General features: G+C 66.7%; 16 protein-coding genes. 12 read left to right on the forward strand and 4 right to left on the reverse strand.

Features of this window, described 5'->3' with window-relative positions:
* Positions 1–13: 13 nt before the first annotated feature.
* Entirely contained in the window at positions 14–538 is a 525-nt protein-coding gene (locus GGD90_RS08310) for an LPS-assembly lipoprotein LptE (RefSeq protein WP_153116076.1), read from the reverse strand.
* A gap of 17 nt (positions 539–555) precedes the next feature.
* The gene (leuS, locus tag GGD90_RS08315; protein WP_153116077.1) at positions 556–3192 is read right to left on the reverse strand and encodes a leucine--tRNA ligase; all 2637 of its coding nucleotides are present in this window, start codon (positions 3190–3192) and stop codon (positions 556–558) included.
* Between the two features lie 308 nt (positions 3193–3500).
* Between leuS and GGD90_RS08320 the strand changes: the two genes are divergently transcribed.
* Entirely contained in the window at positions 3501–4418 is a 918-nt protein-coding gene (locus tag GGD90_RS08320) for a FecR domain-containing protein (protein ID WP_228273694.1), read from the forward strand.
* A gap of 136 nt (positions 4419–4554) precedes the next feature.
* On the opposite strand, the gene GGD90_RS08325 is transcribed toward GGD90_RS08320, so the two are convergent.
* On the reverse strand, positions 4555–4899 hold the full coding sequence (locus GGD90_RS08325) for a hypothetical protein (protein WP_153116079.1): 345 nt from the start codon (positions 4897–4899) through the stop codon (positions 4555–4557).
* Positions 4900–5244: 345 nt separating this feature from the next.
* On the opposite strand from GGD90_RS08325, the gene GGD90_RS08330 reads away from it, so the two are divergent.
* The 9 genes from GGD90_RS08330 (at position 5245) to GGD90_RS08370 (ending at position 18452) form a co-directional block, all read left to right on the forward strand.
* Positions 5245–7539 carry a 3'-5' exonuclease gene (locus GGD90_RS08330; protein WP_153116080.1) on the forward strand — a complete coding sequence of 765 codons (2295 nt, stop codon included), beginning with the start codon at positions 5245–5247 and terminating at the stop codon, positions 7537–7539.
* Between the two features lie 209 nt (positions 7540–7748).
* Entirely contained in the window at positions 7749–8723 is a 975-nt protein-coding gene (locus GGD90_RS08335; RefSeq protein WP_153116081.1) for a quinone oxidoreductase family protein, read from the forward strand.
* A gap of 65 nt (positions 8724–8788) precedes the next feature.
* Entirely contained in the window at positions 8789–10195 is a 1407-nt protein-coding gene (locus GGD90_RS08340) for a TAXI family TRAP transporter solute-binding subunit (RefSeq protein ID WP_153116082.1), read from the forward strand.
* Positions 10192–10827, forward strand: a complete 636-nt coding sequence (locus GGD90_RS08345) for a ParA family protein (protein ID WP_153116083.1) — start codon at positions 10192–10194, stop codon at positions 10825–10827. Before GGD90_RS08340 ends, GGD90_RS08345 begins: the two co-directional genes overlap by 4 nt.
* Positions 10828–11037: 210 nt before the next feature.
* A complete protein-coding gene (locus GGD90_RS18015) occupies positions 11038–11781 on the forward strand; it encodes a PEP-CTERM sorting domain-containing protein (protein WP_228273682.1) in 744 nt (247 codons plus the stop codon).
* Positions 11782–11864: 83 nt separating this feature from the next.
* Positions 11865–15353: a DNA polymerase III subunit alpha gene (gene dnaE, locus GGD90_RS08355; protein ID WP_153116084.1), complete on the forward strand. Its 3489-nt coding sequence runs from the start codon at positions 11865–11867 to the stop codon at positions 15351–15353.
* 104 nt (positions 15354–15457) lie between these two features.
* Positions 15458–15769, forward strand: a complete 312-nt coding sequence (locus GGD90_RS08360; RefSeq protein WP_228273683.1) for a hypothetical protein — start codon at positions 15458–15460, stop codon at positions 15767–15769.
* A gap of 4 nt (positions 15770–15773) precedes the next feature.
* Entirely contained in the window at positions 15774–16256 is a 483-nt protein-coding gene (locus GGD90_RS08365) for a WbuC family cupin fold metalloprotein (RefSeq protein WP_153116085.1), read from the forward strand.
* A gap of 6 nt (positions 16257–16262) precedes the next feature.
* Complete coding sequence (locus GGD90_RS08370) at positions 16263–18452, forward strand: sensor domain-containing protein (protein ID WP_153116086.1); 2190 nt, start codon at positions 16263–16265, stop codon at positions 18450–18452.
* A gap of 94 nt (positions 18453–18546) precedes the next feature.
* Here the strand turns inward: GGD90_RS08370 and GGD90_RS08375 are convergent, their stop codons facing one another.
* Positions 18547–19149 carry a peroxiredoxin gene (locus tag GGD90_RS08375; protein WP_153116087.1) on the reverse strand — a complete coding sequence of 201 codons (603 nt, stop codon included), beginning with the start codon at positions 19147–19149 and terminating at the stop codon, positions 18547–18549.
* 269 nt (positions 19150–19418) lie between these two features.
* On the opposite strand from GGD90_RS08375, the gene GGD90_RS08380 reads away from it, so the two are divergent.
* Together GGD90_RS08380 and GGD90_RS08385 are read left to right on the forward strand one after the other, a co-directional pair.
* Entirely contained in the window at positions 19419–22871 is a 3453-nt protein-coding gene (locus tag GGD90_RS08380; RefSeq protein WP_153116088.1) for a hybrid sensor histidine kinase/response regulator, read from the forward strand.
* Positions 22861–23784, forward strand: a complete 924-nt coding sequence (locus GGD90_RS08385; RefSeq protein WP_153116089.1) for a response regulator transcription factor — start codon at positions 22861–22863, stop codon at positions 23782–23784. The genes GGD90_RS08380 and GGD90_RS08385 overlap by 11 nt, the downstream gene beginning before the upstream one ends.
* Positions 23785–23813 lie beyond the last annotated feature (29 nt).

Genomic DNA, 23813 nt, shown 5'->3' on the forward strand with positions numbered 1-23813 from the left:
TGTCGGCACGCGCCTAGTCGGTTTCCGTCGCCGCTACCGGCTTGACAGCGGCCAGACGGCGCAGCAGTTGCTGCACCATGTCGCTCTGCATGTCGCGCCAGAGCAGCACCTCTTCCTGTTGCTTGGAGAGGATGTTCGAGTCGTCGTAGGTCATGTCGCGCGTCATTTCCACTTCGCCAGGCGGGATCAGGTTACGCCCCTTGGCATCGACGACACGGTAGCCGAAACGGTAGCGCAGGCGCAGTTCGCGCACGCGGCCGGTGCCGGAGAGCGACAGGATCAGTCTTTCACGCGCTTCGCCGGTTGGCTGGAAGATCGCTTCGGCGTCTTCCGGCCGCTCGGTAAGGCGCGTGCCGCCCGAGGCGTGGATGTTGCGCTTGAGGCCGGCGCCGACTTCCGAATAGTCGGGCAGCGCCAGATAGATGCTTTCGTAGGGCAGCGTGTAGGCGCCGCGCAGCTGGAAGCCGCAGCCGGCGACCAGCGTCGCGGCGGCGAGGGTGACGAAAGCGGCGGCTGCGGCAAGTGAGCGGACGCGCATCGGGAGCCTCTTTCGGGTCAGACGACGATATTGACGAGACGGCCGGGGACGACGATCAGCTTCTTCGGCGCTTGTCCGGCCAGATGCTTCTGCACCGTGTCGCTGGCCAGCGTCGCCGCCTCGATGGCGGCGCGGTCGGCGCCGGCCGGTACGCGCAGGCTGCCGCGCAGCTTGCCGTTCACCTGCAGCATCAGCTCGATCTCGTCCTGCGCCAATGCCGCTTCGTCGACCTTCGGCCAGCCGGCGTCGCTGATCGCGCAGCCCGGCTTGAGCGTGGCGTAGAGTTCCTCGCCGATGTGCGGCACGATCGGCCACAGCAGCACTGCCACCGCTTCGAGCGCTTCCTGACGGACGGCGCGCGCCAGCGGGTCGTTGTCATTGAGCTTGCCGTAGGCGTTGAGCAGCTCCATCACCGCGGCGATGGCGGTGTTGAACTGCTTGCGCCGGCCATAGTCGTCGGCGATCTTGCCGATCGCCAGATGCAGCTGGCGGCGGAAAGCTTTCAATGCCGGCGACAGCTCGCCGGGCTGGCCGGGGACGTAGGCGGCGACGCTGCCTTCGCTGCTGTGGTCGAAGACGATCTTCCACAGGCGCTTGAGGAAGCGGAAGGCGCCCTCGACGCCGGCGTCGGACCATTCGAGCGACTGGTCGGGCGGGCTGGCAAACATGATGAACAGGCGTGCCGTGTCGGCGCCGTACTGGTCGATCAGCGCTTGCGGGTCGACGCCATTGTTCTTCGACTTCGACATCTTCTCCGTGCCACCGATGACCACCGGCTGGCCGTCGGCGCGCAGTGTTGCCGCCACCGGGCGGCCGCGCGCGTCGCATTCGAGATCGACGTCGGCCGGGTTGATCCACTGCTTCTTGCCGTCGGCCTCCTCGCGGTAATAGGTCGGAGCGACGACCATGCCCTGCGTCAGCAGGTTGGCAAATGGCTCGTCGAGGCGCGCGCCGGCAGGGAAGTCGTCAAACAGGCCGACGTCGCGCATCAGCTTGGTCCAGAAGCGCGAGTACAGCAGATGCAGGATGGCGTGCTCGATGCCGCCGATGTACTGGTCGATGCCGCCCTGGCACCAGTAGGCGACGCGTGCGTCGACCATCGCCTGATCGTTGTCGGCGCAGCAGTAGCGCAGGAAGTACCACGAGGACTCGACGAAGGTGTCCATCGTGTCGGTTTCGCGCTTCGCCGGCTTGCCGCATTTGGGGCAGGTCGTCTCGTAGAACTCGGGCATGCGCGCCAGCGGGCTGCCGGCGCCGTCGACGACGACGTTTTCGGGCAGCACCACCGGCAGCTGCGCGTCGGGCACCGGCACGTCGCCGCAGCAATCGCAGTGGATGATCGGGATCGGGCAGCCCCAGTAGCGCTGGCGCGAAATTCCCCAGTCGCGCAGGCGGAACTGCACCTTCTTCTCACCGAGCCCCTTGGCGGCGAGGTCGGCGGCAATGGCGTCAACCGCTGCCGCGTAGTCGAGTCCGTCGTACTTGCCGGAATTGACGCAGACGCCGTTGGCTTTGTCGGCATACGACTCCTGCCAGGCGTCGGTCGAGAATTCATGACCGGCAACGGCGACCACCGGCTTGATCGCGAGATCGTATTTCTTCGCGAAAGCAAAGTCGCGCTCGTCGTGCGCCGGCACCGCCATCACCGCGCCGTCGCCGTAGCCCATCAGCACGTAGTTGCCGATCCACACCTCGACCTGCTCGCCGGTGAGCGGGTGCGTGACGAAGATGCCGGTCGGCACGCCCTTCTTTTCCATGGTGGCGATGTCGGCTTCGGCGACGCCGCCCTTCTTGCATTCCTCGACAAACGCGGCGATTTCGGGATTCTTCGCCGCGGCGTAGGTGGCCAGCGGATGCTCGGCGGCGACGGCGACGAAGGTGACGCCCATGATCGTGTCGGCACGCGTGGTGAACACCCACAGCTTGTCGGCTTTGCCGTCTAGCTCGTAGGGGAAGGCGAAGCGCACGCCGGTGCTCTTGCCGATCCAGTTCTTCTGCATCAGCCGCACCTGCTCGGGCCAGCCGGGCAGGTCGTCGAGCGCGGCGAGCAGTTCGTCGGCGTAGGCGGTAATCTTCATGTAGTACATCGGGATTTCGCGCTTCTCGATCAGCGCGCCCGAGCGCCAGCCGCGGCCGTCGATCACCTGTTCGTTGGCGAGAACGGTCTGATCAATCGGGTCCCAATTCACCGTGCCGAGGCGCTTGTAGATCAGCCCCTTCTCAAAGAGCCGCGTGAACAGCCACTGCTCCCAGCGGTAGTAGTCGGGCTTGCAGGTGGCGACTTCGCGTTCCCAGTCGATGGCGAAGCCGAGGCGTTGCAGCTGGCCCTTCATGTACTCGATGTTGGCGTAGGTCCACTGCGCCGGCGGCACCTTGTTCTGGATCGCCGCGTTTTCCGCCGGCATGCCGAAGGCGTCCCAGCCCATCGGCTGCAGCACGTTGTAGCCCTGCAGCGTGTGGAAGCGCGCGAGTACGTCGCCGATCGTGTAGTTGCGCACGTGGCCCATGTGCAGCTTGCCCGACGGGTAGGGGAACATCGACAGGCAGTAGTACTTCGGGCGGCTCGTATCTTCGACGGCGCGTGCGGCTGCGGTCTGCTGCCAGCGTTGCTGCGCGGCGAGTTCGATGTCGGCGGGTTGGTATTTTTCCAGCATGGAGGGTGGCGACTTAAGAGTTGGGTGGCGGGGCCGGCAGTGACTCGCGTGGGCGCAAAGTGCCCGAGTGCGGACTGTGCCGGGGCGCTGTCCGGAACGTTCAGGCGCTCGCGGCGCATTGGCGAACAACGTGTCGCGAAGTTTGCGCAGCTCCGGGCTGCAGGCAAGGCGCTGATTATACGCGTTCGCCCCTGCCGCCGGGCCTTGCCGCGTCTGTGGCGCGGCCTCGGCAGCTGCCGAGGCGGGCCGTCGCTTCCTGCTAGAATCGCCGGCTTGCCATGCGGCTGGAGAGGATGATGAAGGTGTCGATGACTACCGGCGGTCGGCGACTGCTGCTTGCTTTAGCTCTGCTGAGCGCTCTGTTGGCGACTGCGGCGCAGGCCAGCGATGTCGAAAAAGCGGCGCGCTCGACCGACGCGGTACGCGTCGATGCCGTGCAGGCGCCGGCCTGGCTGGAACGCAATGGACAGCGCACGCCGCTGGCGCCGGGAATGCGCCTGCACAATCGCGATCTGCTCATCACCGGTTCCGCTGCGCGCGTCGAACTGCGCCTGGCCGAGGGCAGCGTGCTCAAGCTTGGCGACAACACGCAACTGGCGATCAATGCGCTCGCTCGTCGCGATGCGAGAACATCAACGGCAGCTTTCGTCGTCGAACACGGCGTCTTCCGCTTCACGCCGCCGCTTGCGCACGCGGGCACCGCGCAGCGCCGGGTGAATGTGCGCATTGCCTCGATCACGGCGGCGTTGCGTCAGGCCGAGGTCTGGGGCAGTGCCGACGGGCAACGCGATCTGCTCTGCCTGCTCGCCGGCAGTATCAGCGCGGTGCATGAACTCGATTCGCCGCGCGATTTTGCCGAGCCGCTGAGCGTCTATCGCGCGCCCAGTGGCGAAGCGCCACTCGATGTGGCGTTCGCCAGCAGTGACGAACTCGCCGGCTGGCTGGTACAGACCGAATTGCTGGAAGGGTCAGGCGTGCAGCGTCAGGGCGGGCGCTGGCAGGTCGAACTGGCGACGCTCGGTGACGAGGCGTCGGCGCTCGAACTCTACGACCGCGCCCGCGCCGCCGGCTTCGCCGTGCGCATCCGGCCGCGTGCCGGCGAGGCCGCTGCCTGGCGTTACGCGCTGCGCGCGACGCAGCTGCCGACGCGCGCCGAGGCCAGTGCGCTGGCGGCGAAAATGGCTGGCGCTCTCGCACTTGAGGCGCCGCGCGTACTGCGTCGGTGATTTGTTCCCGCCCCGGTGCTGCACGTCGTGGTGCACGCGCTGGCGGGAGGGGCTTGCGGGTCTGCCCTGCCAGGCGGTGGTGCCGAACGGTCGCGCAGTGTTGAGCACGCGGCGCTGGCGCCGGGTCAGGATGGCTTCAGGCGGCGTGCTTCTGCCCGGCAAAGAAGTTTGCCCACTGGCTGCGCCAGAGGCGATAGGTGCTCTGCGCGGCGAGCAGGCTCAGCTGCGACATGCGCCCCTGATGCCGCCACAGCCAGGCGACGTCGGGCGAGAGCAGGGTTTCGCGTTCGACGAGAACGCCCGATTCGTCTTCGACGAGGTGAATGAAGCGCTCGATCGCCAGCCCGAAGTACTCGGAGCTGTCGCAACAACCGGTGATTTCTTCAGCCTCGCCTGCGGCACGACGCCACAGCTTGAGCGCGAGCGCGTCGCTGATGCCGGCGCGGCGGGCGATCCAGGGAAGAATCTTGGGGGATTTCATGGGCTTGCTCCTCGGGTTTCCGGCGATTCCGGACCTTGCACGCCGGCTTCGTGGGCTGGCGTTTTGTTGCAGTGCACCACGATTATAGGGGGCTTCCATGACTTTCGTTAGGGAGTATTACCTAATTCCCCCTATTTTTTTGACGCTGTCCTCTCGGCGCGACGCTTGGCTACCGCTCCTGGCCGGGCAGCGATCGCTCCGGCGGGCCTGTGCGCCGCCTAGCTGTACGCTCCCCGTTTCGCGGGTGGATCGCGGATAATCCCCCGTTCGCTGCCGAAAGCCTTTGACGCGCTCGCGCTGCACGCCCGTCGGCAGCTCCCTGAAATTCATCGCAAAGCCCGTCTCATGTCCGAACTTCTCGCCGGTCTCAACCCCGACCAGCTGGCCGCTGTCACCCTGCCTTCGCAGCACGCGCTGATTCTCGCCGGTGCCGGCAGCGGCAAGACGCGTGTCCTCACCACCCGCATTGCCTGGCTGATTTCGACCGGCCAGGTCGGCCCGCACGGCCTGCTTGCCGTCACCTTCACCAACAAGGCAGCGAAGGAAATGCTGACGCGCCTGTCGGCGATGCTGCCGCTGAACACGCGCGGCATGTGGGTCGGCACCTTCCACGGCCTGTGCAACCGTCTGTTGCGTGCGCACTACCGCGAGGCCGGCTTGCCGGCGCTGTTCCAGATCCTCGATTCAGCCGACCAGCTGGCGGCGATCAAACGCCTGCTCAAGGCGCTGAACGTCGACGACGAGAAGTTTCCGCCGCGCGAACTGGCGAGCTTCATCAACGCGCACAAGGAGCAGGGGATTCGCGCCGCGCAGGCGGAAGCCTGGGACGAATACACGCGCCGGCGCGTCGAGCTTTACGCCGAGTACGAAGCGCAGTGCCAGCGCGAGGGCGTCGTCGACTTCGCCGAGTTGCTGCTGCGTGCCTACGAGCTGCTGTCGCGCAACGAACCCTTGCGCCGGCATTACCAGACGCGCTTCACGCACATCCTCGTCGATGAGTTCCAGGATACCAACCGCCTGCAGTACGCCTGGCTGAAACTGCTTGCCGGCTATGGCGAGTACGGGCGCGCCGCCGGGCAGATCGCGGCGGCTGAAGCCGGCGCCGGCAGTGCGGCGGCCGGAGCGCCCGCGGCGATCTTCGCCGTCGGCGACGACGACCAGTCGATCTACGCCTTCCGCGGCGCCGATGTCGGCAACATGCGCGACTTCGAGCGCGAATTCGCGGTGAAGAGCGTCATCCGCCTTGAACAAAACTACCGCTCGCACGGCAACATCCTCGACGCCGCCAACGCGCTGATCAGCAACAACAACGGCCGGCTCGGCAAGAATCTGTGGACCGCCGCCGGCGCCGGCGAGCCGATCCGCGTTTTCGAGGCTTTTTCCGACATCGACGAAGCGCGTTTCATCGTCGATGAAGCGCGCGAACTGGTGCGCGACGGCGTCGAGCGCGACCAGATCGCGCTGCTCTACCGCTCCAACGCGCAGTCGCGCGTGCTCGAACACCAGCTCTTCTCGGCCGGCGTTCCCTACCGCGTGCATGGCGGTCTGCGCTTCTTCGAGCGACAGGAAATCAAGCACGCGCTCGCCTACCTGCGCCTGATCGCCAACGCTGACGACGACACGGCTTTCTCCCGCGTCGTCAATTTCCCGACGCGCGGCATCGGCGCGCGCAGCCTCGAAGCGCTGCAGGACGCGGCGCATCGCGCCAACTCCAGCCTCTACAACGCCGCCGCCGGCCTCGCTGGCAAGGCCGGCGCCTCGGTCGGCGCCTTCGTTCGCCTGATCGAGGCACTGCGCCGCGACACCGCCGCGCTCAAGCTCTCCGAAATGGTCGCGCACGTCATCGACGAAAGCGGCCTGCGCCGGCACTACCTTGGCGAGAAGGAAGGCGCCGAGCGGCTGGAGAACCTCGACGAACTGATCAACGCCGCCGAGAGCTTCCTGCGTGAAGACAGCGACGCGCTGGCCGAGGCCGCCGGTGACGCCGGTGCGGTGCTTGCCGCGTTTCTCGCGCACGCCTCGCTCGAAGCCGGCGAACACCAGGCCGGCGAAGGCGAGACGGCGGTGCAGCTGATGACCGTGCACGCGGCCAAGGGGCTCGAGTTCGACGTCGTTTTCATCAGCGGCCTCGAACAGGGCCTGTTCCCGCACGAGAACGCCGCGCAGGAGCGCGAGGGGCTGGAAGAGGAGCGCCGGCTGATGTACGTGGCGATCACGCGCGCGCGCAAGCGGCTGTACCTGAGCTGGGCGCAGACGCGAATGCTGCACGGGCAGACGCGCTACTGCGCGCCGTCGATCTTTCTCGACGAGATTCCGCCGGCCTTGCTGCGCCGTCTGGCACCGGCGCCGGCATTTGCCAGTGCGCCTGCGTTTACCAGCGGCTATTCGGGTGGCTACGCAGCCGGCCGCGCCGGCGGCAACGGTGGCGGTGGCGGCAAGGCGAGCGGCAGCCGCGCCGCTGCCGGATCGACGACCGAGGTGCGCGGTCTGCGCATCGGCCAGAGCGTCGAGCACGCGCGCTTCGGCGTCGGCGTCATCGTCGCTGCCGAGGGCGGTGCCGATGCGCGCGTGCAAGTCAATTTCGGCGCCGCCGGCATGAAGTGGCTGGCGCTCGACTACGCCAAGCTGACGCCGCTCTGAGGTGTTTTCGGGTTTTCCCCAGAATCTGTGGATAAGTCTGTGGGCGGGGCCGGGACAGCCGGGGCAAGTCGATAGCGGCAAAGGGCTTTTCCCGCTTGCCCGAAAAACAGGCAGCGGCTAGGCTGACGACTCGCCGGACTTTGCCCGGCGCCATCCCGCTGCCATCGCGCGGCAACTGCCACGCGCCGTCTTTTGCCGAGGAGTCGACCATGTCCTTCGCCATCCGCATCCACAAAACCGGCGGTCCCGAGGTGCTGCACTGGGAAGCGGTCGTTGTTGGCGATCCGGCGCCGGGGCAGGCGCGCGTGCGCCACGCCGCGGTCGGCCTCAACTTCATCGACACCTATCACCGCAGCGGCCTCTATCCGCTGCCGCTGCCTGCCGGGCTGGGGCTCGAAGGCGCCGGTGTGGTCGAGGCGGTCGGCGAAGGTGTCACGCATGTCCGGGTCGGTGATCGCGTCGCCTACGCCGGCGGGCCGGTCGGCGCCTACAGCCAGGAACGCTGCCTGTCCGCCGATCGCCTGCTCAGACTGCCCGACAGCATCGGTTTCGATACGGCGGCGGCGATGATGCTGCAGGGGCTGACCAGCGCCTACCTGCTGCGCCGCACCTGTCGCTTGCAGCCCGGCGACGCGGTGCTCATCCACGCCGCCGCCGGCGGCGTCGGCCTGATCGCCTGCCAGTGGGCAGCGGCGCTTGGCGCCACCGTCATCGGCACGGTGTCGAACGAGGAAAAGGCCGCGCTGGCGCACGCGCATGGCTGCGCACACGTCATCCGTTACGACCGCGAGGATGTCGCCGTCCGCGTGCGCGAGATCACTGGCGGCGAGGGCGTTGCCGTGGTGTACGACGGCGTCGGCCGCGACACTTTCATGGCCTCGCTCGACAGCCTGCGTCCGCTCGGCATGATGGTCAGCTTCGGCAACGCCTCCGGCCCGGTGCCGCCGGTCGATCTGCTGCTCTTGTCGCAGAAGGGTTCGCTGTTCCTGACGCGGCCGACGCTGGCGCACTACACGGCGCGGCGCGCCGATCTCGAAGCGCTCGGCAATGAACTGTTCGACGTCGTCGCCGACGGCCGGGTGAAGGTCGAGGTGCATCAGCGTTACGCGCTCGCCGACGCCGCCTGCGCGCACCGCGACCTCGAAGCGCGGCGTACCACCGGTTCGACGATCCTGGTGCCGTGACTGGCCGGCGATCGGCGCTGAGTTCCGCATCACCTCAACCCTCTCCAGAGAACGAGCCGAGATTCATGTCCATTCCCCTGCGCGAACGACTGGTGACGCTGCGCGCCCTGCTGGCGACGGCGTGGCCGATCATCGTCATCACCACCGCTGGCTTCATCGTCGCCTACCAGTTCGTGCAGCCGGCACCGCCGAGCCATCTCTCCATCGCCACCGGCGGCGACAGCGGCGCTTACTATGCTTTCGCCAAACGCTACGCGACCATCCTCGCGCGCAACGGCATCACCGTCGACGTGCAGACTTCGGCCGGTTCGGTCGAGAACATCGAGCGCCTGCGTGACGGCCGCGCCGACGTTGCCTTCGTCCAGGGCGGCAGCCTGCCGCCGCCGGTCATCGCCGACGACGAAGAGGCCGATACCAGCCTGCAGTCGCTCGGCAGTGCCTACCTCGAGCCGGTGTGGGTCTTTTATCGCGGTGCCAGCGTTGGCGAGGCGACGGTGCCACCGGCTTTTGCAAGAGAGCCGCTCGAACGCCTGTACCAGCTTGCCGGCCGGCGTATTGCCGTCGGCGCCGAGGGCAGCGGCATTCGCGGACTGGCGCTGCAGCTGCTCGAAGCCAACGAAGTGCCGATCGACCCGAAATACCTGCTGCCACTGGCCGGGCTCGATGCCGCCGCGGCCTTGCAGCAGGGCAGGATCGACGCCGCCTTCGTCATCGCCGCGCCCGAAGCGGCGGTGGTGCAGGTGCTGCTGCGCTCGCCGGGTGTGCGCGTGATGAACTTCACCCAGGCTGACGCCTACACGCGGCGTTTCCCCTTCCTCGCGCGCGTCGTGCTGCCGCAGGGCACCGTCGATCTGGTACGCGAAAACCCGCCGCGCGATACCGTGCTGCTGGCGACGACGGCCAATATCGTTGCCGGCGAATCGCTGCATCCGGCGCTCGCCAGCCTGCTCCTGCAGGCGATGCGCGAGGTGCATGGCGGCAACGGCTTCTTCCAGCGCGCCGGCGATTTTCCGGCCTGGCGTGACCAGACCTTCCCGCTGCTGCCCGACGCGCGCCGCTTCTACGAATCGGGACCGCCTTTCCTGCAGCGCTTCTTGCCGTTCTGGCTGGCGGTGCTGGTCGAGCGGCTGGTCGTCCTGCTGCTGCCGCTGCTCGGCCTGTTGCTGCCGCTGATGCGCTTTGCGCCCTCGCTCTACGCCTGGCGCGTGCGCTCCAAGCTGTTCCGTTGTTACGGCGAACTGAAGTTCCTCGAAAACGAGCTCGATCAGCCATCCGAAGCCGCGCGCCGGCAGGAAATTTTCGCCCGCCTCGACACCATCGAGGATGAAGCGCGGCGGCGCAGCGTGCCGCTGGCTTTCGCCAACGAGCTGTACACCTTGCGCGAACACATCAACCTGGTCCGGCGCAAGCTGCGGCAACACGCCGAGGGCGCGCCGGAGGCAGCAAGCCCTGCCAGCGAGGTCGGCGCATGAAGTCCTTTCTCGTCGCCAACCCCAAGGGTGGTTCCGGCAAGTCGACGCTGGCGACCAATCTGGCCGGCCATTTCGCGCGCCAGGGCGAGCGCGTCATGCTCGGCGACACCGACCGCCAGCAGTCCTCGCGCGACTGGCTGCGCCTGCGTTCGCCGCAACTGCCGCCGATCGGCAGCTGGGAAATCGACGGCAAGGGAACAGCGCGGCCGCCGGCCGGCAGCACCTGCGTGGTGCTCGATACCCAGGCCGGCGTGCACGGCAAGGCGCTCGAGCGCTGCCTGAAACGCGTGCAGCGCGTGCTGGTGCCGGTGCAGCCCTCGCTGTTCGACATGCTGGCGACGCGGCACTTCTTCGAAGCGCTGCTCGCCGAAAAGGCGGTGCGCAAGGAACGCACCTTCGTCGCTGTCGTCGGCATGCGCGTCGACGCGCGCACGCGCGCCGCGACTGAGCTGGAGCGCTTTCTCGCCTCCTACGAACTGCCGGTACTCGCCTACCTGCGCGACACGCAGCTTTACCCGCAGGCGGTCGCCAACGGCATGACGCTGTTCGATCTGCCGCCGTCGCGTGCGGCACGCGATCTGGCCGAGTGGCAGCCGATCCTCGCGTGGGTGGATGGGGCGGGCTCCTCCTGAACTCTCCCGACGCTCAGCGCCGCCGGGAATTGCCTTTGCCGCGAACCTTGCTGCAGCCGTCGCGCAAAGTCTCGGGATATGGCGTCTTGTCCCGGCCAGAACCTGCGTTCGCCGCGTGACTTAGTTCCTCGCGTGGGAAGACTCCGTTCGGGAAAATGGTCTCGTAGCCAGCCTGATCGACGGGCTTTTCCCCTGCCACCGAACGAGCCGATGATGAAAACCTTCAAGACTTCGATCCTTTCTCTGGTCTTTGCTTCCGCTCTTGTCGCCGCTGATGGCGCCAGCGCTGCCTCGGTCAGGATCACCTTCGATAATCCGCTGTTCAACAGCTCCAGCGAAGTGGTGACGCTGAACAACGACGGCACGAAGACGGCGAACGTCTATGCCGGCCTGCTCACCGGCGATGCTTCGGAATTAAAGGGCGTCGACAAGAGCATCTTTGTCGATTCGGTGAAGGACGTCCGCATGTACTGCTACGACATCCTTGAATCAATCCGGCCTGGCCAGAGCGTCACCTACAACGTCTCGTTCGATCAGGTCGTTGCGCGCACTCTTGATTTCCTCGGCGGCGTCAATTCTGTGCTCGGCGGCGACACTTTCGCCTGGCTGCATCCGACCAGTGTGCTGCAGGGCGCCGCCATCCAGATCGGCATCTGGGAGAGCCTGTACGAGAACGCCAAGGGCGACTTCGATATCGGCAAAGGCAAGTTTTCGGTGAGCGGGCTGGAGAAGGACACCCGCGATTGGCTCAACAAGTTCTTCGCCGCCAGCGGCAGTGCTCCCAGCCTCGATTCGCGCTACGTCATGGTGTTGAGTGCCAAGGGCGCGCAGGACATGATTGCCGGTGATCCTCCTGCCAATGTTCCGGAACCCGGATCGCTGGCGCTGCTGGCTCTGGGCCTGGCCGGACTGCCCTTCGTCCGTCGTCGCAGCGGCAAGCGGGCTCTCGTTTGAGGTGAAGCGGCCGGCCTGCCGCAGCGACATCAGTCGCCGTCGGTAAGCGCCGGCCCCCTTTCGCGGCGGGGTAAAATATCGGCATGTCCGATCCCCGCTTCGTCCACCTTCGCCTGCACAGTGAGTACTCGATCACCGACGGCATCGTCCGCATCGACGACGCCGTGGCGCGCGCTGCCAGCCTCGGCATGCCGGCGCTGGCACTGACCGATCTTTCCAACCTCTTCGGCTTCGTCAAGTTCTACTCGGCCGCGCGCAAGGCCGGCATCAAGCCGGTGCAGGGCTGCGATGTCTTCATCGCCAACGAGGCCGATGCCGACCGGCCGTATCGCCTGCTGCTGCTCTGCCGCAACCATCGCGGCTACCTGCAGTTGTGCGAACTGCTGACGCGCGCCTATCTGGCGCCGCGCGTGCGCGGGCGGGCCGAGATCACGCGCAAAATGTTGCGCGAGGTCGGCGTCGACGGGCTGATCGCGCTCTCCGGCGCGGCGCATGGCGACATCGGCGAGGCGCTGGCGCAGGGTTCGCGCAAGCAGGCCTTGGCGCGCGCGCGCGCCTGGAACACGCTGTTCCCCGGCGCTTTCTACCTCGAAGTGCAGCGCGTGCATGCGCCGGGCGCCGGCAATGGCGGCGGGCAGGAAGAGGCGCTGCTGGCGGCGACGGTGGCGCTGGCCGACGAGCTCGAACTGCCGCTGGTGGCGACGCATCCGATCCAGTTCCTCGATGCCGATGATTTCAAGGCACACGAAGCGCGCGTGTGCATTGCCGAAGGCTACGTGCTCGGCGATGCCCGCCGCCCGAAGACCTTCACTGCCGAACAGTATTTCTGCTCCGCCGACGAGATGCTCGAGCGCTTTGCCGACCTGCCCGAGGCACTGGCCAACTCGGTCGAGATCGCGCGCCGCTGCAACCTCGAAATCACTCTCGGCAAGAACTACCTGCCCGACTTTCCGACGCCTGCGGGCGTCACGCTTGACGACTTCCTGTGCAGCGAGGCGGCGGCCGGGCTGGAACGCCGGCTCGAACAGCTCTATCCCGATGCCGCCGAGCGCGAGCAGCGGCGGCCCGAGTATTTCGACCGCCTGCGCATCGAAACCGACACCATCGTGCAGATGGGATTCCCCGGCTACTTCCTGATCGTTGCCGACTTCATCAACTGGGCCAAGAAGAACGGCTGCCCGGTCGGCCCGGGGCGGGGTTCGGGCGCCGGCTCGGTGGTCGCCTACGCGCTCGGCATCACCGACCTCGATCCGCTCAGGTATGCGCTGCTGTTCGAGCGCTTCCTCAACCCCGAGCGGGTATCGATGCCCGACTTCGACGTCGACTTCTGCCAGGACAACCGCTGGCGCGTGATCGAGTACGTGCGCGAGAAGTACGGTGCCGGCGCCGTGTCGCAGATCGCCACCTTCGGCACGATGTCGTCGAAAGCGGTCATCCGCGACGTCGGCCGCGTGCTCGACCTGCCCTACAGCATGTGCGACACGCTCTCCAAGCTGATCCCGCTGGAAGCGAACAAGCCGCTGTCGCTGGCCAAGGCACTTGAAGCCGAGCCGCAGCTGAAAGCGCGCCTCGACGATGAGGAAGAGGTGCGCGAGCTCTTCGATCTGGCGCAGCGCCTCGAAGACCTGGCGCGCAACGTCGGCATGCACGCCGGCGGCGTGCTCATCGCGCCGGGCAAGCTCACCGACTTCTGCCCGCTGTACTCGGCCGACGGTGGCTCGTCGGTGTCGCAGTTCGACAAGGACGACGTCGAGAAGGTCGGCCTCGTCAAGTTCGACTTCCTCGGTCTGCGCAACCTCACCATCATCCAGCTCGCGGTCGACTACGTCGAGGCGCTCACCGGCAGCCGCCCCGAGCTCGACACGATGGCCTTCAACGACACGGCGACCTACCAGATACTGCGCGACGCCAACACCACCGCCGTGTTCCAGGTCGAATCGGAGGGCATGAAGAAGCTGCTGAAGAAGCTCGCGCCCGACCGCTTCGAAGACATCATCGCCGTGCTCGCGCTCTACCGTCCTGGCCCGCTCGGCTCGGGCATGGTCGACGACTTCATCCTGCGCAAGAAGGGCCAGCAGAAGATCGACTATTTCCACCCGGACCTGAAAGGCTGCCTCGAGCCGACCTACGGCGTCATCGTCTATCAGGAACAGGTGATGCAGATCGCGCAGATCATCGGCGGCTACACGCTCGGTGGCGCCGACCTGCTGCGTCGAGCGATGGGCAAGAAGAAGGCCGAGGAAATGGCCCTGCACCGCGACATCATGCGCGAGGGGGCGAAGAAGAAGGGCTACGACGAAGCGCTGGCGATGCAGCTCTTCGACCTGATGGAGAAGTTCGCCGAGTACGGCTTCAACAAGTCGCACACCGCCGCCTACGCCGTCGTCACCTACCAGACGGCGTGGCTGAAAGCGCACCACACCTCGGCCTTCATCGCCGCGACGCTGTCGTCGGACATGGACAACACCGACTCGGTGAAGATCTTCTACGACGACGCGCTGGTCAACAAGCTCGTCGTCCTCGGTCCCGACGTCAATGCCTCCGCCTACCGCTTCACGCCGGTCGACCGCAAGACCATCCGCTACGGCCTCGGCGCGGTCAAGGGCGTCGGCGAGCAGGCGGTGGTGCAGATCATCGAGGCGCGCCAGAACGGTGGCCCGTTCAAGGACCTGTTCGATTTCTGCCGGCGCGCCGACAAGCGCCTGGTCAACCGCCGCGCCATCGAGGCGCTGATCCGCGCCGGCGCTTTCGACGCGCTCGACGACCATCGCGCGCGGCTGATCGCTTCGGTCGGCATCGCCATGGAAGCCGCCGAACAGGCCGAGCGCAACGCGCTGCAGACCAGCCTGTTCGACCTGCTCGGCAGCGGCGACGGCGGCGAGGAACACGCGCCGCAATACATCGAGGTGCCGCGCTGGAACGAAAAGCAGCGGCTGTCGGAGGAGAAGATCGCGCTCGGTTTCTTCTTCTCCGGCCATCCCTTCGACGCCGTGCGCAGCGAGGTGTCGCGCTTTGCGCGGCGGCCGCTTGGTCGGCTCGAGGCGCAGCGCGAGCCGCAGATGGTCGCCGGTCTGGTCGTCGGCGTGCGCAGCAAGCTCACCTCGCGCGGCAAGATGGCCTTCGTGCAGCTCCACGACGGTACTTCATCGCTGGAGGTTTCTGTTTTCAATGAGGTGTTTGAGGCTGAGCGGGGCAAGATCCGTGAGGACGAGGTGCTCGTCATCGAAGGCAAGGTCAGTCGCGACGACTTCGCTGGCGAAGGCAAGGTGCGCGTCGTCGCCGAACGTCTGCTCACGCTCGGCGAGGCGCGCAGCCGCTTCGCCCGGCAGCTGCTGCTCAAGTTCGACGGCAGTGCGCATACCGGCAAGCCGCAGGCGGTCCTGCAAAACCTGCAGGCGATGCTGGCGCCGCACACACCGGGCTCCTGCCAGGTGCGTCTGCACTACCGCAACAGCATCGCCAGCTGCGAACTGCTGCTCGGCGATGCCTGGCGCGTCAGTCTCGACGACGATCTGATCAAGGCGCTCGGCAACAGCATCGGTGCCGAAAACGTGCGTATCGATTATCCTTGAGCCTCGCCGCAGGAGGCTCCTCGGGCGCCTGCCCGACACTTGCACTTTAGGCGCCGCAGTCCACTCGCAGTCATATTGCTGCAATCCTTCCGCAGGAGTCGTTGATGGCCGTATCAGGTTTTGTTTTCCGCGCCGATCCGGCGCCGTCGCGCCGGGCGCACTTGTCGCTGATTCTCGCGGCAGTGCTGCCGGCCCTGTTGCTGGCGGCGTGTGCTGACCGTCTCAGTCTCGACAATTACAACAAGCTGCAGGTCGGCCAGTCCTACGACGAGGTCAAGCAGATCATCGGCGATCCGGCGCGTTGCGACGAGGCGATCGGCGTGCGCAACTGTGTCTGGGGCGACGAGCAGCATGGCATCAGCGCCAGCTTCGTCGGCGGCAAGGTGTTGCTGCTCTCGGCCAACAAGCTCAAGTAGGGCCATGGCGACGCCGACGCTGATCGATCGTTTCCTGCTTGACCAGGTCATCGCTGCGGCGGTGGCCAGCCCGCGCCGCCGGCGCAACCACAATTTCCACAGCAGCGACAGCGACGCCGCGCATCGCCTGCTCAACGCCATCGAGCCCGGCTCGTATGTGCCGCCGCACCGTCACCTTGACCCGGCCAAGGACGAAACCATGCTGCTCCTGCGCGGCCGCCTCGGCGTCGTCTTCTTCGCCGAAGACGGGCAGGTGAGCGCTCAGGCGCTGCTCGAAGCCGGTGGCGAGTGCTGCGGTGTGAACATCCCGCACGGCGTTTTCCACTCGGTACTTGCCTGTACGCCGGGGACGGTTTTTTTCGAAGCCAAGGCCGGCCCGTGGGCGCCGCTCAGCGAGGCCGAGCGCGCGCCCTGGGCGCCGGGCGAAAACGATGCCGGCGCGGTGGCCTATCACGCGTCCTTGTCAGCGCTGTTCGCGACGCGCTAGACCACCATGCCGGCAGCCGAGACTCACTCACTGGTATTGGGCTCGGTCGCCGAGGTGGCCGCCGCGGTTGCCGGCGCCCAGCGCGGCACCGGCCAGGCGCTGGTTGCCGAACTGCTGCACCATCTGGTCATACCTGCTTTCGTCGTTGACGCCGAACATCGTGTCACCGTCTGGAACAAGGCCTGCGAACGGCTGACCGGCATGCCGGCCGGCGAGGTCGTTGGCACCAGCGATCATTGGCGCGCCTTTTATGCGGCACCGCGCCCCTGTCTTGCCGACCTGCTGATCGACAGCCTGACGCACGAGATCGACGCGCTCTACGCGGCACACGACGATTCGCTGGCCGCACATGGGGCCCATGCCGAAAACTGGTGCGTGATGCCGCTGCTCGGCGAGAAGCGTTACCTCGAAATCGACGCCGGCCCGGTGCACGACGCCGACGGCCGTCTGCTGGCGGTGGTCGAGACGGTGCGCGACACCACCGAGCACAAGCGCGCCAGCGACTTGCTGCAACTGCACGCCAGCGTTTTCGACAACACGCACGAGGCGATCGCCATCACCGACGCGAGCGGCGCCATCCTCAGCGTCAACGAAGCGTTCAGCCGCATCACCGGCTATTCGCTCGACGAATCGCTCGGGCGCAATCCGCGCATGCTCAAGTCCGGCCTGCAGGATGCGGCCTTCTATCAGGGCCTCTGGCAGAGCCTTGGCGAGCACGGGCAATGGCGCGGCGAGATCTGGAACCGGCGCAAGAATGGCGAACTGTTTCCCGGCATCCTCACCATCAGCGCGGTGCGCCGAGCGAGTGGCAAGGTGCAGCACTACGTCGCGCTGCTCAGCGACATCAGCGATCTGCGCGACACGCAGAACCGCTTGCAGTCGCTGGTCAACCACGATCCGCTGACCGGGCTGCCCAACCGCCCGCTCGTCCAGGATCGCCTGGCGCAGGCAGCGGCGTTTGCCGATCGCGTCGGCATGCACGTGGCGCTACTCCTGCTTGATCTTGACAAGTTCAAGGAAATCAATGAGTTGATTGGCCATTCCGGCGGCGACGAACTGCTCGTGGCGGTGGCCAGACGCCTGCGCGAATGTGTGCGCGAGACCGATACCGTCAGCCGTCAGGGCGGCGACGAGTTCCTCATCGTCTTGACCGGCATTGCCGATGCCGACGCCGCCATGCCCTTCGCCGAAAAGCTGCTTGAGCGCTTCCAGACGCCATTCCTGATCGGCGGCGAAGAAGTCGTCTGTTCGGTGTCGATCGGCGTCGCCGTCTTTCCCGAGGACGGGCGCGAGTTCGAGACCCTGCTGAAAAAGGCCGACCGCGCGCTGCATGGCGCCAAGGCAGACGGACACAATACCTGCCGCTTCTTCGATGCGCGCATGAACGTCGAAGCCGGCGAGGGGCATCGTCTGCGCCAGGGGCTGCGCCGCGCGCTTGAACGCAAGGAGTTCGTCCTGCATTACCAGCCGCAGATCGATCTCGACAGCGGTCGCGTCATCGGCGCCGAAGCGCTGATCCGCTGGCAGCACCCTGAGCTCGGCCTGGTGCCGCCGGGGCGTTTCATTCCGGTGGTCGAGGAAAGCGGGCTGATCGTGCCGATCGGCGAATGGGTGCTGCGCGAAGCCTGCCGGCAAGGCGTTGCTTGGCGCGATGCCGGGCTGCCCGAACTGGTCATCGCCGTCAATATGTCGGCAACGCAGTTCCGCCGTGACGACATCGAGCAGACGGTGATACGCGCGCTGGCCGATTCCGGACACGATCCGGCGCTGCTCGAGCTGGAACTGACCGAATCTATCCTCATCGGCGACACGGAGCGCGTTCTCGATACCGTGCGTCGCCTGAAACTGCTTGGCCTGAAGCTGGCGATCGACGATTTCGGCACCGGTTATTCGAGCTTCTCGTATCTCAAGCGTTTCGCCGTCGACAAGCTGAAGATCGACCAGTCGTTCATCCGCGACTTGCAGAGCGATCCGGACGATGCGGTGATCGTGCGCACGATCATCCAGATGGCGCGCAGCCTCGGCTTGCGCACCGTCGCCGAAGGCGTCGAAAGCGCCGAAATCGCGCAGCGCCTGAGCGTCTTCCGCTGCGACGAAGTGCAGGGCTATTACTTCTCGCGGCCCTTGCCGGCGGACGATTTTGCGCAATTCCTCAGCGCTCGCAGCGCCGCACTCGGCGCAACGCGTAGCGCCTAAGCTGCGGCTTGCGCAGCAATGCAAAAGGCGCCCACGGGCGCCTTTTTTCTGCGGCGACCGGCGAGTTGCTGGCCTGCCGGTCTGCCGCCGCGACTTACAGTTCGCTGGCGTGCGTTGCCAGGTACGCGGCAACGCCTTCGCTCGAGGCCTTCATGCCGGCCTTGCCCTTTTTCCAGCCAGCCGGGCAGACCTCGCCGTGTTCCTCGGTGAATTGCAGCGCGTCGATCACGCGCAGCATTTCGTCGACGTCGCGGCCGAGCGGCAGGTCATTGACTACCTGATGGCGGACGATGCCGTTCTTGTCGATCAGGAAGGAGCCGCGGAAGGCAACGCCGGCCGGGCCGAACTCGACGTCGTAGGCGCGGCAGATCTCATGCTTGACGTCGGCGACCAGCGGATAGCCGACCTGACCGATGCCGCCCTTGTCCACCGGCGTGTTCTTCCACGCGAGATGCGTGAATTGCGAGTCGATCGAAACGCCGATCACTTCGACGCCGCGTTCCTTGAAGTCGGCAAGACGGTGGTCGAAGGCGATCAGTTCGGACGGGCAGACGAAGGTGAAGTCGAGCGGGTAGAAGAAGAGCACCGCGTAGTGGCCGCGGATTTCTTCGGAGAGCTTGAAGTCGCGGATCTGGTTGTCAGCGGTGACGGCGGTGGCGGTGAAATCGGGGGCCTGCTTGCCGACGAGAACGGCCATGGGAATCTCCTTGCGCGGGGTTTGGGGGATAGCGGACGACGTCCTGGCGGTGCTGGCGTGCGCTCGGCGCCGCCCGGACTGACCGTGCTTAGTCAGGTGGCATCGACGGCGAGTTCCCGCAACGGCCGGGACCGCGGCTTTATCCTTGCGCCGTGCCGCTCGCCGGCAGCGCGCTCTGCCGGCGCGCAGCAGCGCGGCGATTTCCGCCACGGCATCGCGCCGGCGCGCCGCGTTAAACTGCTGCCGATGAATCGCGCACGAATCCCCGCATGACCTCCCCGCAAGCGTTGCCGCCTTCGCCAGCGCCGGCCGCGGTCGCCGCGCAGCGCGTGGTCAAGGTGCGCCGCGACTACAACACCTGGGTCGCCAATGAGACGCTCGAGGACTACGCGCTGCGCTTCACGCCGCGCAGTTTCCGCAAGTGGTCGGAAATGCGCGTCGCCAACACCGCTTTCGGTGCCGCGTCCTTTCTCGTTCTCGAAGCCGTCGGCGCAACGATGCTGGTCAACGCCGGCTTCATCAACGCCTTCTGGGCGATCCTCGCCACCGGCCTGATCATCTTCCTGATCGGCCTGCCGATCAGCGTCACCGCGGCGCGGCACGGGCTCGACATGGACCTGCTGACGCGCGGCGCCGGCTTTGGCTACATCGGCTCGACGATCACCTCGCTGATCTACGCCTCGTTCACCTTCATCTTCTTCGCGCTCGAAGCGGCGATCATGGCCTACGCGCTCGAGCTCGCCTTCGGCATTCCGCCGGCGTGGGGCTATCTGCTTTGCGCGCTGGCGGTGATTCCGCTGGTGACGCACGGCGTCACCGCGATCAGCAAGCTACAGGCGTGGACGCAGCCCTTGTGGATCTGCCTGCTGGTGCTGCCCTACGCCTTTGTCTTCCTCGAAGAGCCGCAGGCGCTGGCAGGACTGTGGAACTACGCTGGCGAGCACGGCGGCAGCAAGGGCGGTGCCGGCGGCTTCGACCCGCAGCTGTTCGGTGCCGCGCTCACCGTCGGCATCGCCATGGTCACGCAGATGGGCGAGCAGGTCGATTACCTGCGTTTCATGCCCGAGCGCACGGATGCCAACCGCAAGCGCTGGTGGTTCGCCGTCGTCGTCGGCGGACCGGGCTGGGTCGTCCCGGGAATCCTCAAGATGCTCGGCGGTGCGCTGCTCGCCTACCTCGCGCTACGCAATCTGGTGCCGACCGAGAAGGCCGTCGATCCGAACCAGATGTACCTGATCGGCTTTTCGCATGTCTTCGACAACACGACGCTGGCCGTTGCCGCAACGGCGCTGTTCGTCGTCGTCTCGCAGCTGAAGATCAACGTCACCAACGCCTACGCCGGCTCGCTGGCGTGGTCGAACTTCTTCGCGCGGCTGACCCACAGCCACCCCGGACGCGTCGTCTGGGTGGTGTTCAACACCGCGATCGCGCTGCTGCTGATGGAGCTCAACGTCTTCCAGGCGCTCGGTCAGGTGCTCGGCCTGTATTCGAACGTCGCCATTTCGTGGATGGCGGCGGTGGTTGCCGACCTCGTCATCAACAAGCCGCTCGGCCTGTCGCCGCCGGGGCTCGAATTCAAGCGCAGCCACCTCTACGACATCAACCCGGTCGGTGTCGGCGCGATGAGTATCGCCTCGCTTCTCTCGGTCGCCGCCTTCGTCGGCCTGCTCGGCGCGACGCTGCAGCCGTACGCGCCCTTCGTCGCGCTCATCGCCGCCTTCGTCGCGGCGCCGCTGATCGCCTGGGCGACGCAGGGCCGCTACTACCTCGCGCCGCGGCCGGGCAGCGGCGCGGCGAGCGGACAGCGCTGCGTCATCTGCGACCGCGACTACGAGGGCGAGGACATGGCGCATTGCCCGGCCTACGCCGGACCGATCTGCTCGCTGTGCTGTTCGCTCGACGCGCGCTGTCACGACCTGTGCAAGCCCGAGGCCAGCCTGCACGCGCAGTGGCAGGCGCTGTTGCGCCGGCTGCTGCCGGCGGCGGCGCAACCGCACGTTGAAACCGGCCTCGGCCAGTACCTGCTGCTGATGAGCGGCATCTTGCCGCTGCTGGCGATGGTGCTCGGCGTTCTCTACATGCACGAACTGCTGTCGATCGACGCGAAGCAGGCGGTGCTGGTCGACGCGTTGCGCGACAGCTTCGTCAAGGCATTCGCCGCGCTGCTGCTGCTCTCCGGCGTCGCCGCGTGGTGGATGGTGCTGACGCAACAGAGCCGCAAGGTGGCGCAGGAAGAATCGAACCGGCAGACGCAACTGCTGATCCAGGAAATCGAATCGCACCAGCGTACCGACGAGGCCTTGCAGAAGGCGCGGCAGGTCGCCGAGCAGGCCAATCAGGCGAAGAGCCGCTACATCACGGCGATCAGCCACGAACTGCGCACACCGCTCAACAGCATCCTCGGCTACGCGCAGATTCTCGACGGCGACGCTGCGGTTCCCGAGCACTGCCGGCGCGCCGTCGGCGTCATCCGCAAGAGCGGCGACCACCTGCTGTCGGTGATCGAGGGCACGCTCGACATCGCCAGGATCGAGGGCGGCAAGATGGCCCTCGAGGTGCGCGCGCTCGATTTTCCCGACTTCATGCAGCAGATCGTCGGCATGTTCGAACTGCAGGCGCACGACAAGGGCCTCTATTTCAACTACGAGGTGCACGGCGACGGGGCGGGCAAGCTGCCGCCGGTGGTGCGCGTCGACGAGCGGCGGCTGCGGCAGATACTGATCAACGTGCTCGGCAACGCGGTGAAATTCACCGTGCGCGGCGGCGTCACTTTCCGCATCACCTACCGGCGCGAGATGGCGACTTTCGAGATCATCGACACCGGCCCCGGCATTCCTGCGGGCGAACTGGAGCAGGTGTTCGAGCCCTTCGTGCGCGGGCGCAGCGTGCAGGCCGGCGGCTCGGGCGTCGGCCTGACCATCGCGCGCATGCTGACCAACCTGATGGGCGGCGAGATGCAGCTGGCGAGCACGCCGGGCGAGGGAACGACTTTCCGCATCCGCCTCTTCCTGCCGCAGCTGCATTCGGCGCAGGCGGCGAGCGAGCTGCTGCCGGCCAACCGCGTCGGCTACGTCGGTGTGCGCCGGCGGATTCTCGTCGTCGACAACGAAAAGACCGACCGGGAGATGCTGCACAACGTGCTCGATCCACTCGGCTTCCAGGTCGAGCAGGCCGAAAACGGCTACGAATGCCTGCGCCTGATTCCGCTCTTTGCGCCGCACCTGATCTTCATGGACCTCGGCATGCCCGGCATCGACGGCTGGGAGACGATCCGCCGCATCCGTCAGCAGCAGCTCACCGAAGCGCACATCGCCATCCTTTCGGCCAACGCCTTCGACAAGGGGCTGGAGAACGATGTCGGCATCGCGCCCGAGGACTTCATCGTCAAGCCGCTGCGCGTGAACGCTCTGCTCGACTGGATCGGCAGAAAGCTTGAACTGCAGTGGGTGAGCGCCGAGCGGGCCGCGCCGGCGGTGGCAGTGGCGCCCTTGCCAGCCGCCGTGCCGACGCCGATGATCCCGCCGGCCGACGAACACCTCGCCGCGCTGGCCGAGCTGATCGACCTCGGCTATCTGCGCGGTATTCTCGACAAGCTCGGCGAAATCGAGCGGCTCGGTGCGCAACATGCCGGCTTCGTCGGCGTGCTGCGCGAGATGGCGCGCGAGTTCCGCTTCGACGCCATGAAAGACTTCCTGCGCAAGAGGCCTGCTGATGAACAGTGAGCACAAGACGCCCGGCATCGTCCTCATCGTCGACGACGTGCCGGCCAACCTCGCGCTGCTGCACGACGCGCTCGACGAGAGCGGCTACATGGTGCTGGTGGCGACCAACGGCGACGATGCGCTGCACCGCGCGCGCAACAGTCTGCCCGACGTGATCCTGCTCGACGCGCTGATGCCCGGCATCGACGGCTTCGAGGTCGCGCGCCGGCTGAAGGCCGACTTCGCCACCAAACACATCCCGATTGTTTTCATGACCGGACTGACCGAAACCGAGCACGTCGTCGCGGCTTTTGCCGCTGGCGGCGCCGACTACGTCACCAAGCCGATCCGCCCGCCCGAGGTGTTGGCGCGCATCGCCGCGCACATGCAGAACGCGCGGCAGATGAAGCAGGCGCGCACCGCGCTCGATGCCTTCGGTCAGGCGACGCTGGCGGTGCGCGTCGCCGACGGTCGCCTTGTCTGGCAGACGCCGCTGGCGCGCCGCCTGCTGCGCGACTTCTTCGCCCAGCCCGACGACGTGGCGCCCGAGGAACTGCTTGCCTGGATCGCCGCCGCCAATGTTGCCCGGCGCGATGGTCGCGAGCCGAATTCGCTGCTTGTCGCGCAGGGGCAACGCCGCCTGCTCGCGTCGTTCCACGACCAGACCGGCGACGATGAATCGCTGGTTGTGCTGCGCGAGGAGAACGACGCCTCGGCGATCGGCTCGCTGATCGCCGCTTTCCGCCTGACGCAGCGCGAGGCTGAAGTGCTCTACTGGGTGGTGCAGGGAAAAACCTCGAACGACATCGGCGAAATCCTCGGCAACAGTCCGCGCACGGTGAACAAGCACCTCGAGCGGGTGTTCGAGAAGCTCGGCGTCGAGACGCGCACCGCTGCCGCCAATCTCGCGCAGAGCCGCATGCGCGGCGCCTGAGCGGCGCCGCGCAAGGCAAAAAAACGGCA

Origin of the sequence: Rhodocyclus tenuis (genome assembly GCF_014197755.1) — a bacterium.
In the GTDB taxonomy this organism is placed as follows: domain Bacteria; phylum Pseudomonadota; class Gammaproteobacteria; order Burkholderiales; family Rhodocyclaceae; genus Rhodocyclus; species Rhodocyclus tenuis.

Excerpts from the sequence above, each read along its gene's own strand:
- GGD90_RS08380 (WP_153116088.1), top strand. The coding sequence starts at position 19,419 with ATGACCTCCCCGCAAGCGTTGCCGCCTTCGCCAGCGCCGGCCGCGGTC.
- GGD90_RS08385 (WP_153116089.1), top strand. The coding sequence starts at position 22,861 with ATGAACAGTGAGCACAAGACGCCCGGCATCGTCCTCATCGTCGACGAC.
- GGD90_RS08325 (WP_153116079.1), bottom strand. The coding sequence starts at position 4,899 with ATGAAATCCCCCAAGATTCTTCCCTGGATCGCCCGCCGCGCCGGCATC.
- GGD90_RS08310 (WP_153116076.1), bottom strand. The coding sequence starts at position 538 with ATGCGCGTCCGCTCACTTGCCGCAGCCGCCGCTTTCGTCACCCTCGCC.
- GGD90_RS08320 (WP_228273694.1), top strand. The coding sequence starts at position 3,501 with ATGACTACCGGCGGTCGGCGACTGCTGCTTGCTTTAGCTCTGCTGAGC.
- GGD90_RS08365 (WP_153116085.1), top strand. The coding sequence starts at position 15,774 with ATGGCGACGCCGACGCTGATCGATCGTTTCCTGCTTGACCAGGTCATC.
- GGD90_RS08360 (WP_228273683.1), top strand. The coding sequence starts at position 15,458 with ATGGCCGTATCAGGTTTTGTTTTCCGCGCCGATCCGGCGCCGTCGCGC.
- GGD90_RS08340 (WP_153116082.1), top strand. The coding sequence starts at position 8,789 with ATGTCCATTCCCCTGCGCGAACGACTGGTGACGCTGCGCGCCCTGCTG.
- GGD90_RS08345 (WP_153116083.1), top strand. The coding sequence starts at position 10,192 with ATGAAGTCCTTTCTCGTCGCCAACCCCAAGGGTGGTTCCGGCAAGTCG.
- GGD90_RS08335 (WP_153116081.1), top strand. The coding sequence starts at position 7,749 with ATGTCCTTCGCCATCCGCATCCACAAAACCGGCGGTCCCGAGGTGCTG.
- leuS (WP_153116077.1), bottom strand. The coding sequence starts at position 3,192 with ATGCTGGAAAAATACCAACCCGCCGACATCGAACTCGCCGCGCAGCAA.
- GGD90_RS18015 (WP_228273682.1), top strand. The coding sequence starts at position 11,038 with ATGATGAAAACCTTCAAGACTTCGATCCTTTCTCTGGTCTTTGCTTCC.
- GGD90_RS08330 (WP_153116080.1), top strand. The coding sequence starts at position 5,245 with ATGTCCGAACTTCTCGCCGGTCTCAACCCCGACCAGCTGGCCGCTGTC.
- GGD90_RS08375 (WP_153116087.1), bottom strand. The coding sequence starts at position 19,149 with ATGGCCGTTCTCGTCGGCAAGCAGGCCCCCGATTTCACCGCCACCGCC.
- dnaE (WP_153116084.1), top strand. The coding sequence starts at position 11,865 with ATGTCCGATCCCCGCTTCGTCCACCTTCGCCTGCACAGTGAGTACTCG.
- GGD90_RS08370 (WP_153116086.1), top strand. The coding sequence starts at position 16,263 with ATGCCGGCAGCCGAGACTCACTCACTGGTATTGGGCTCGGTCGCCGAG.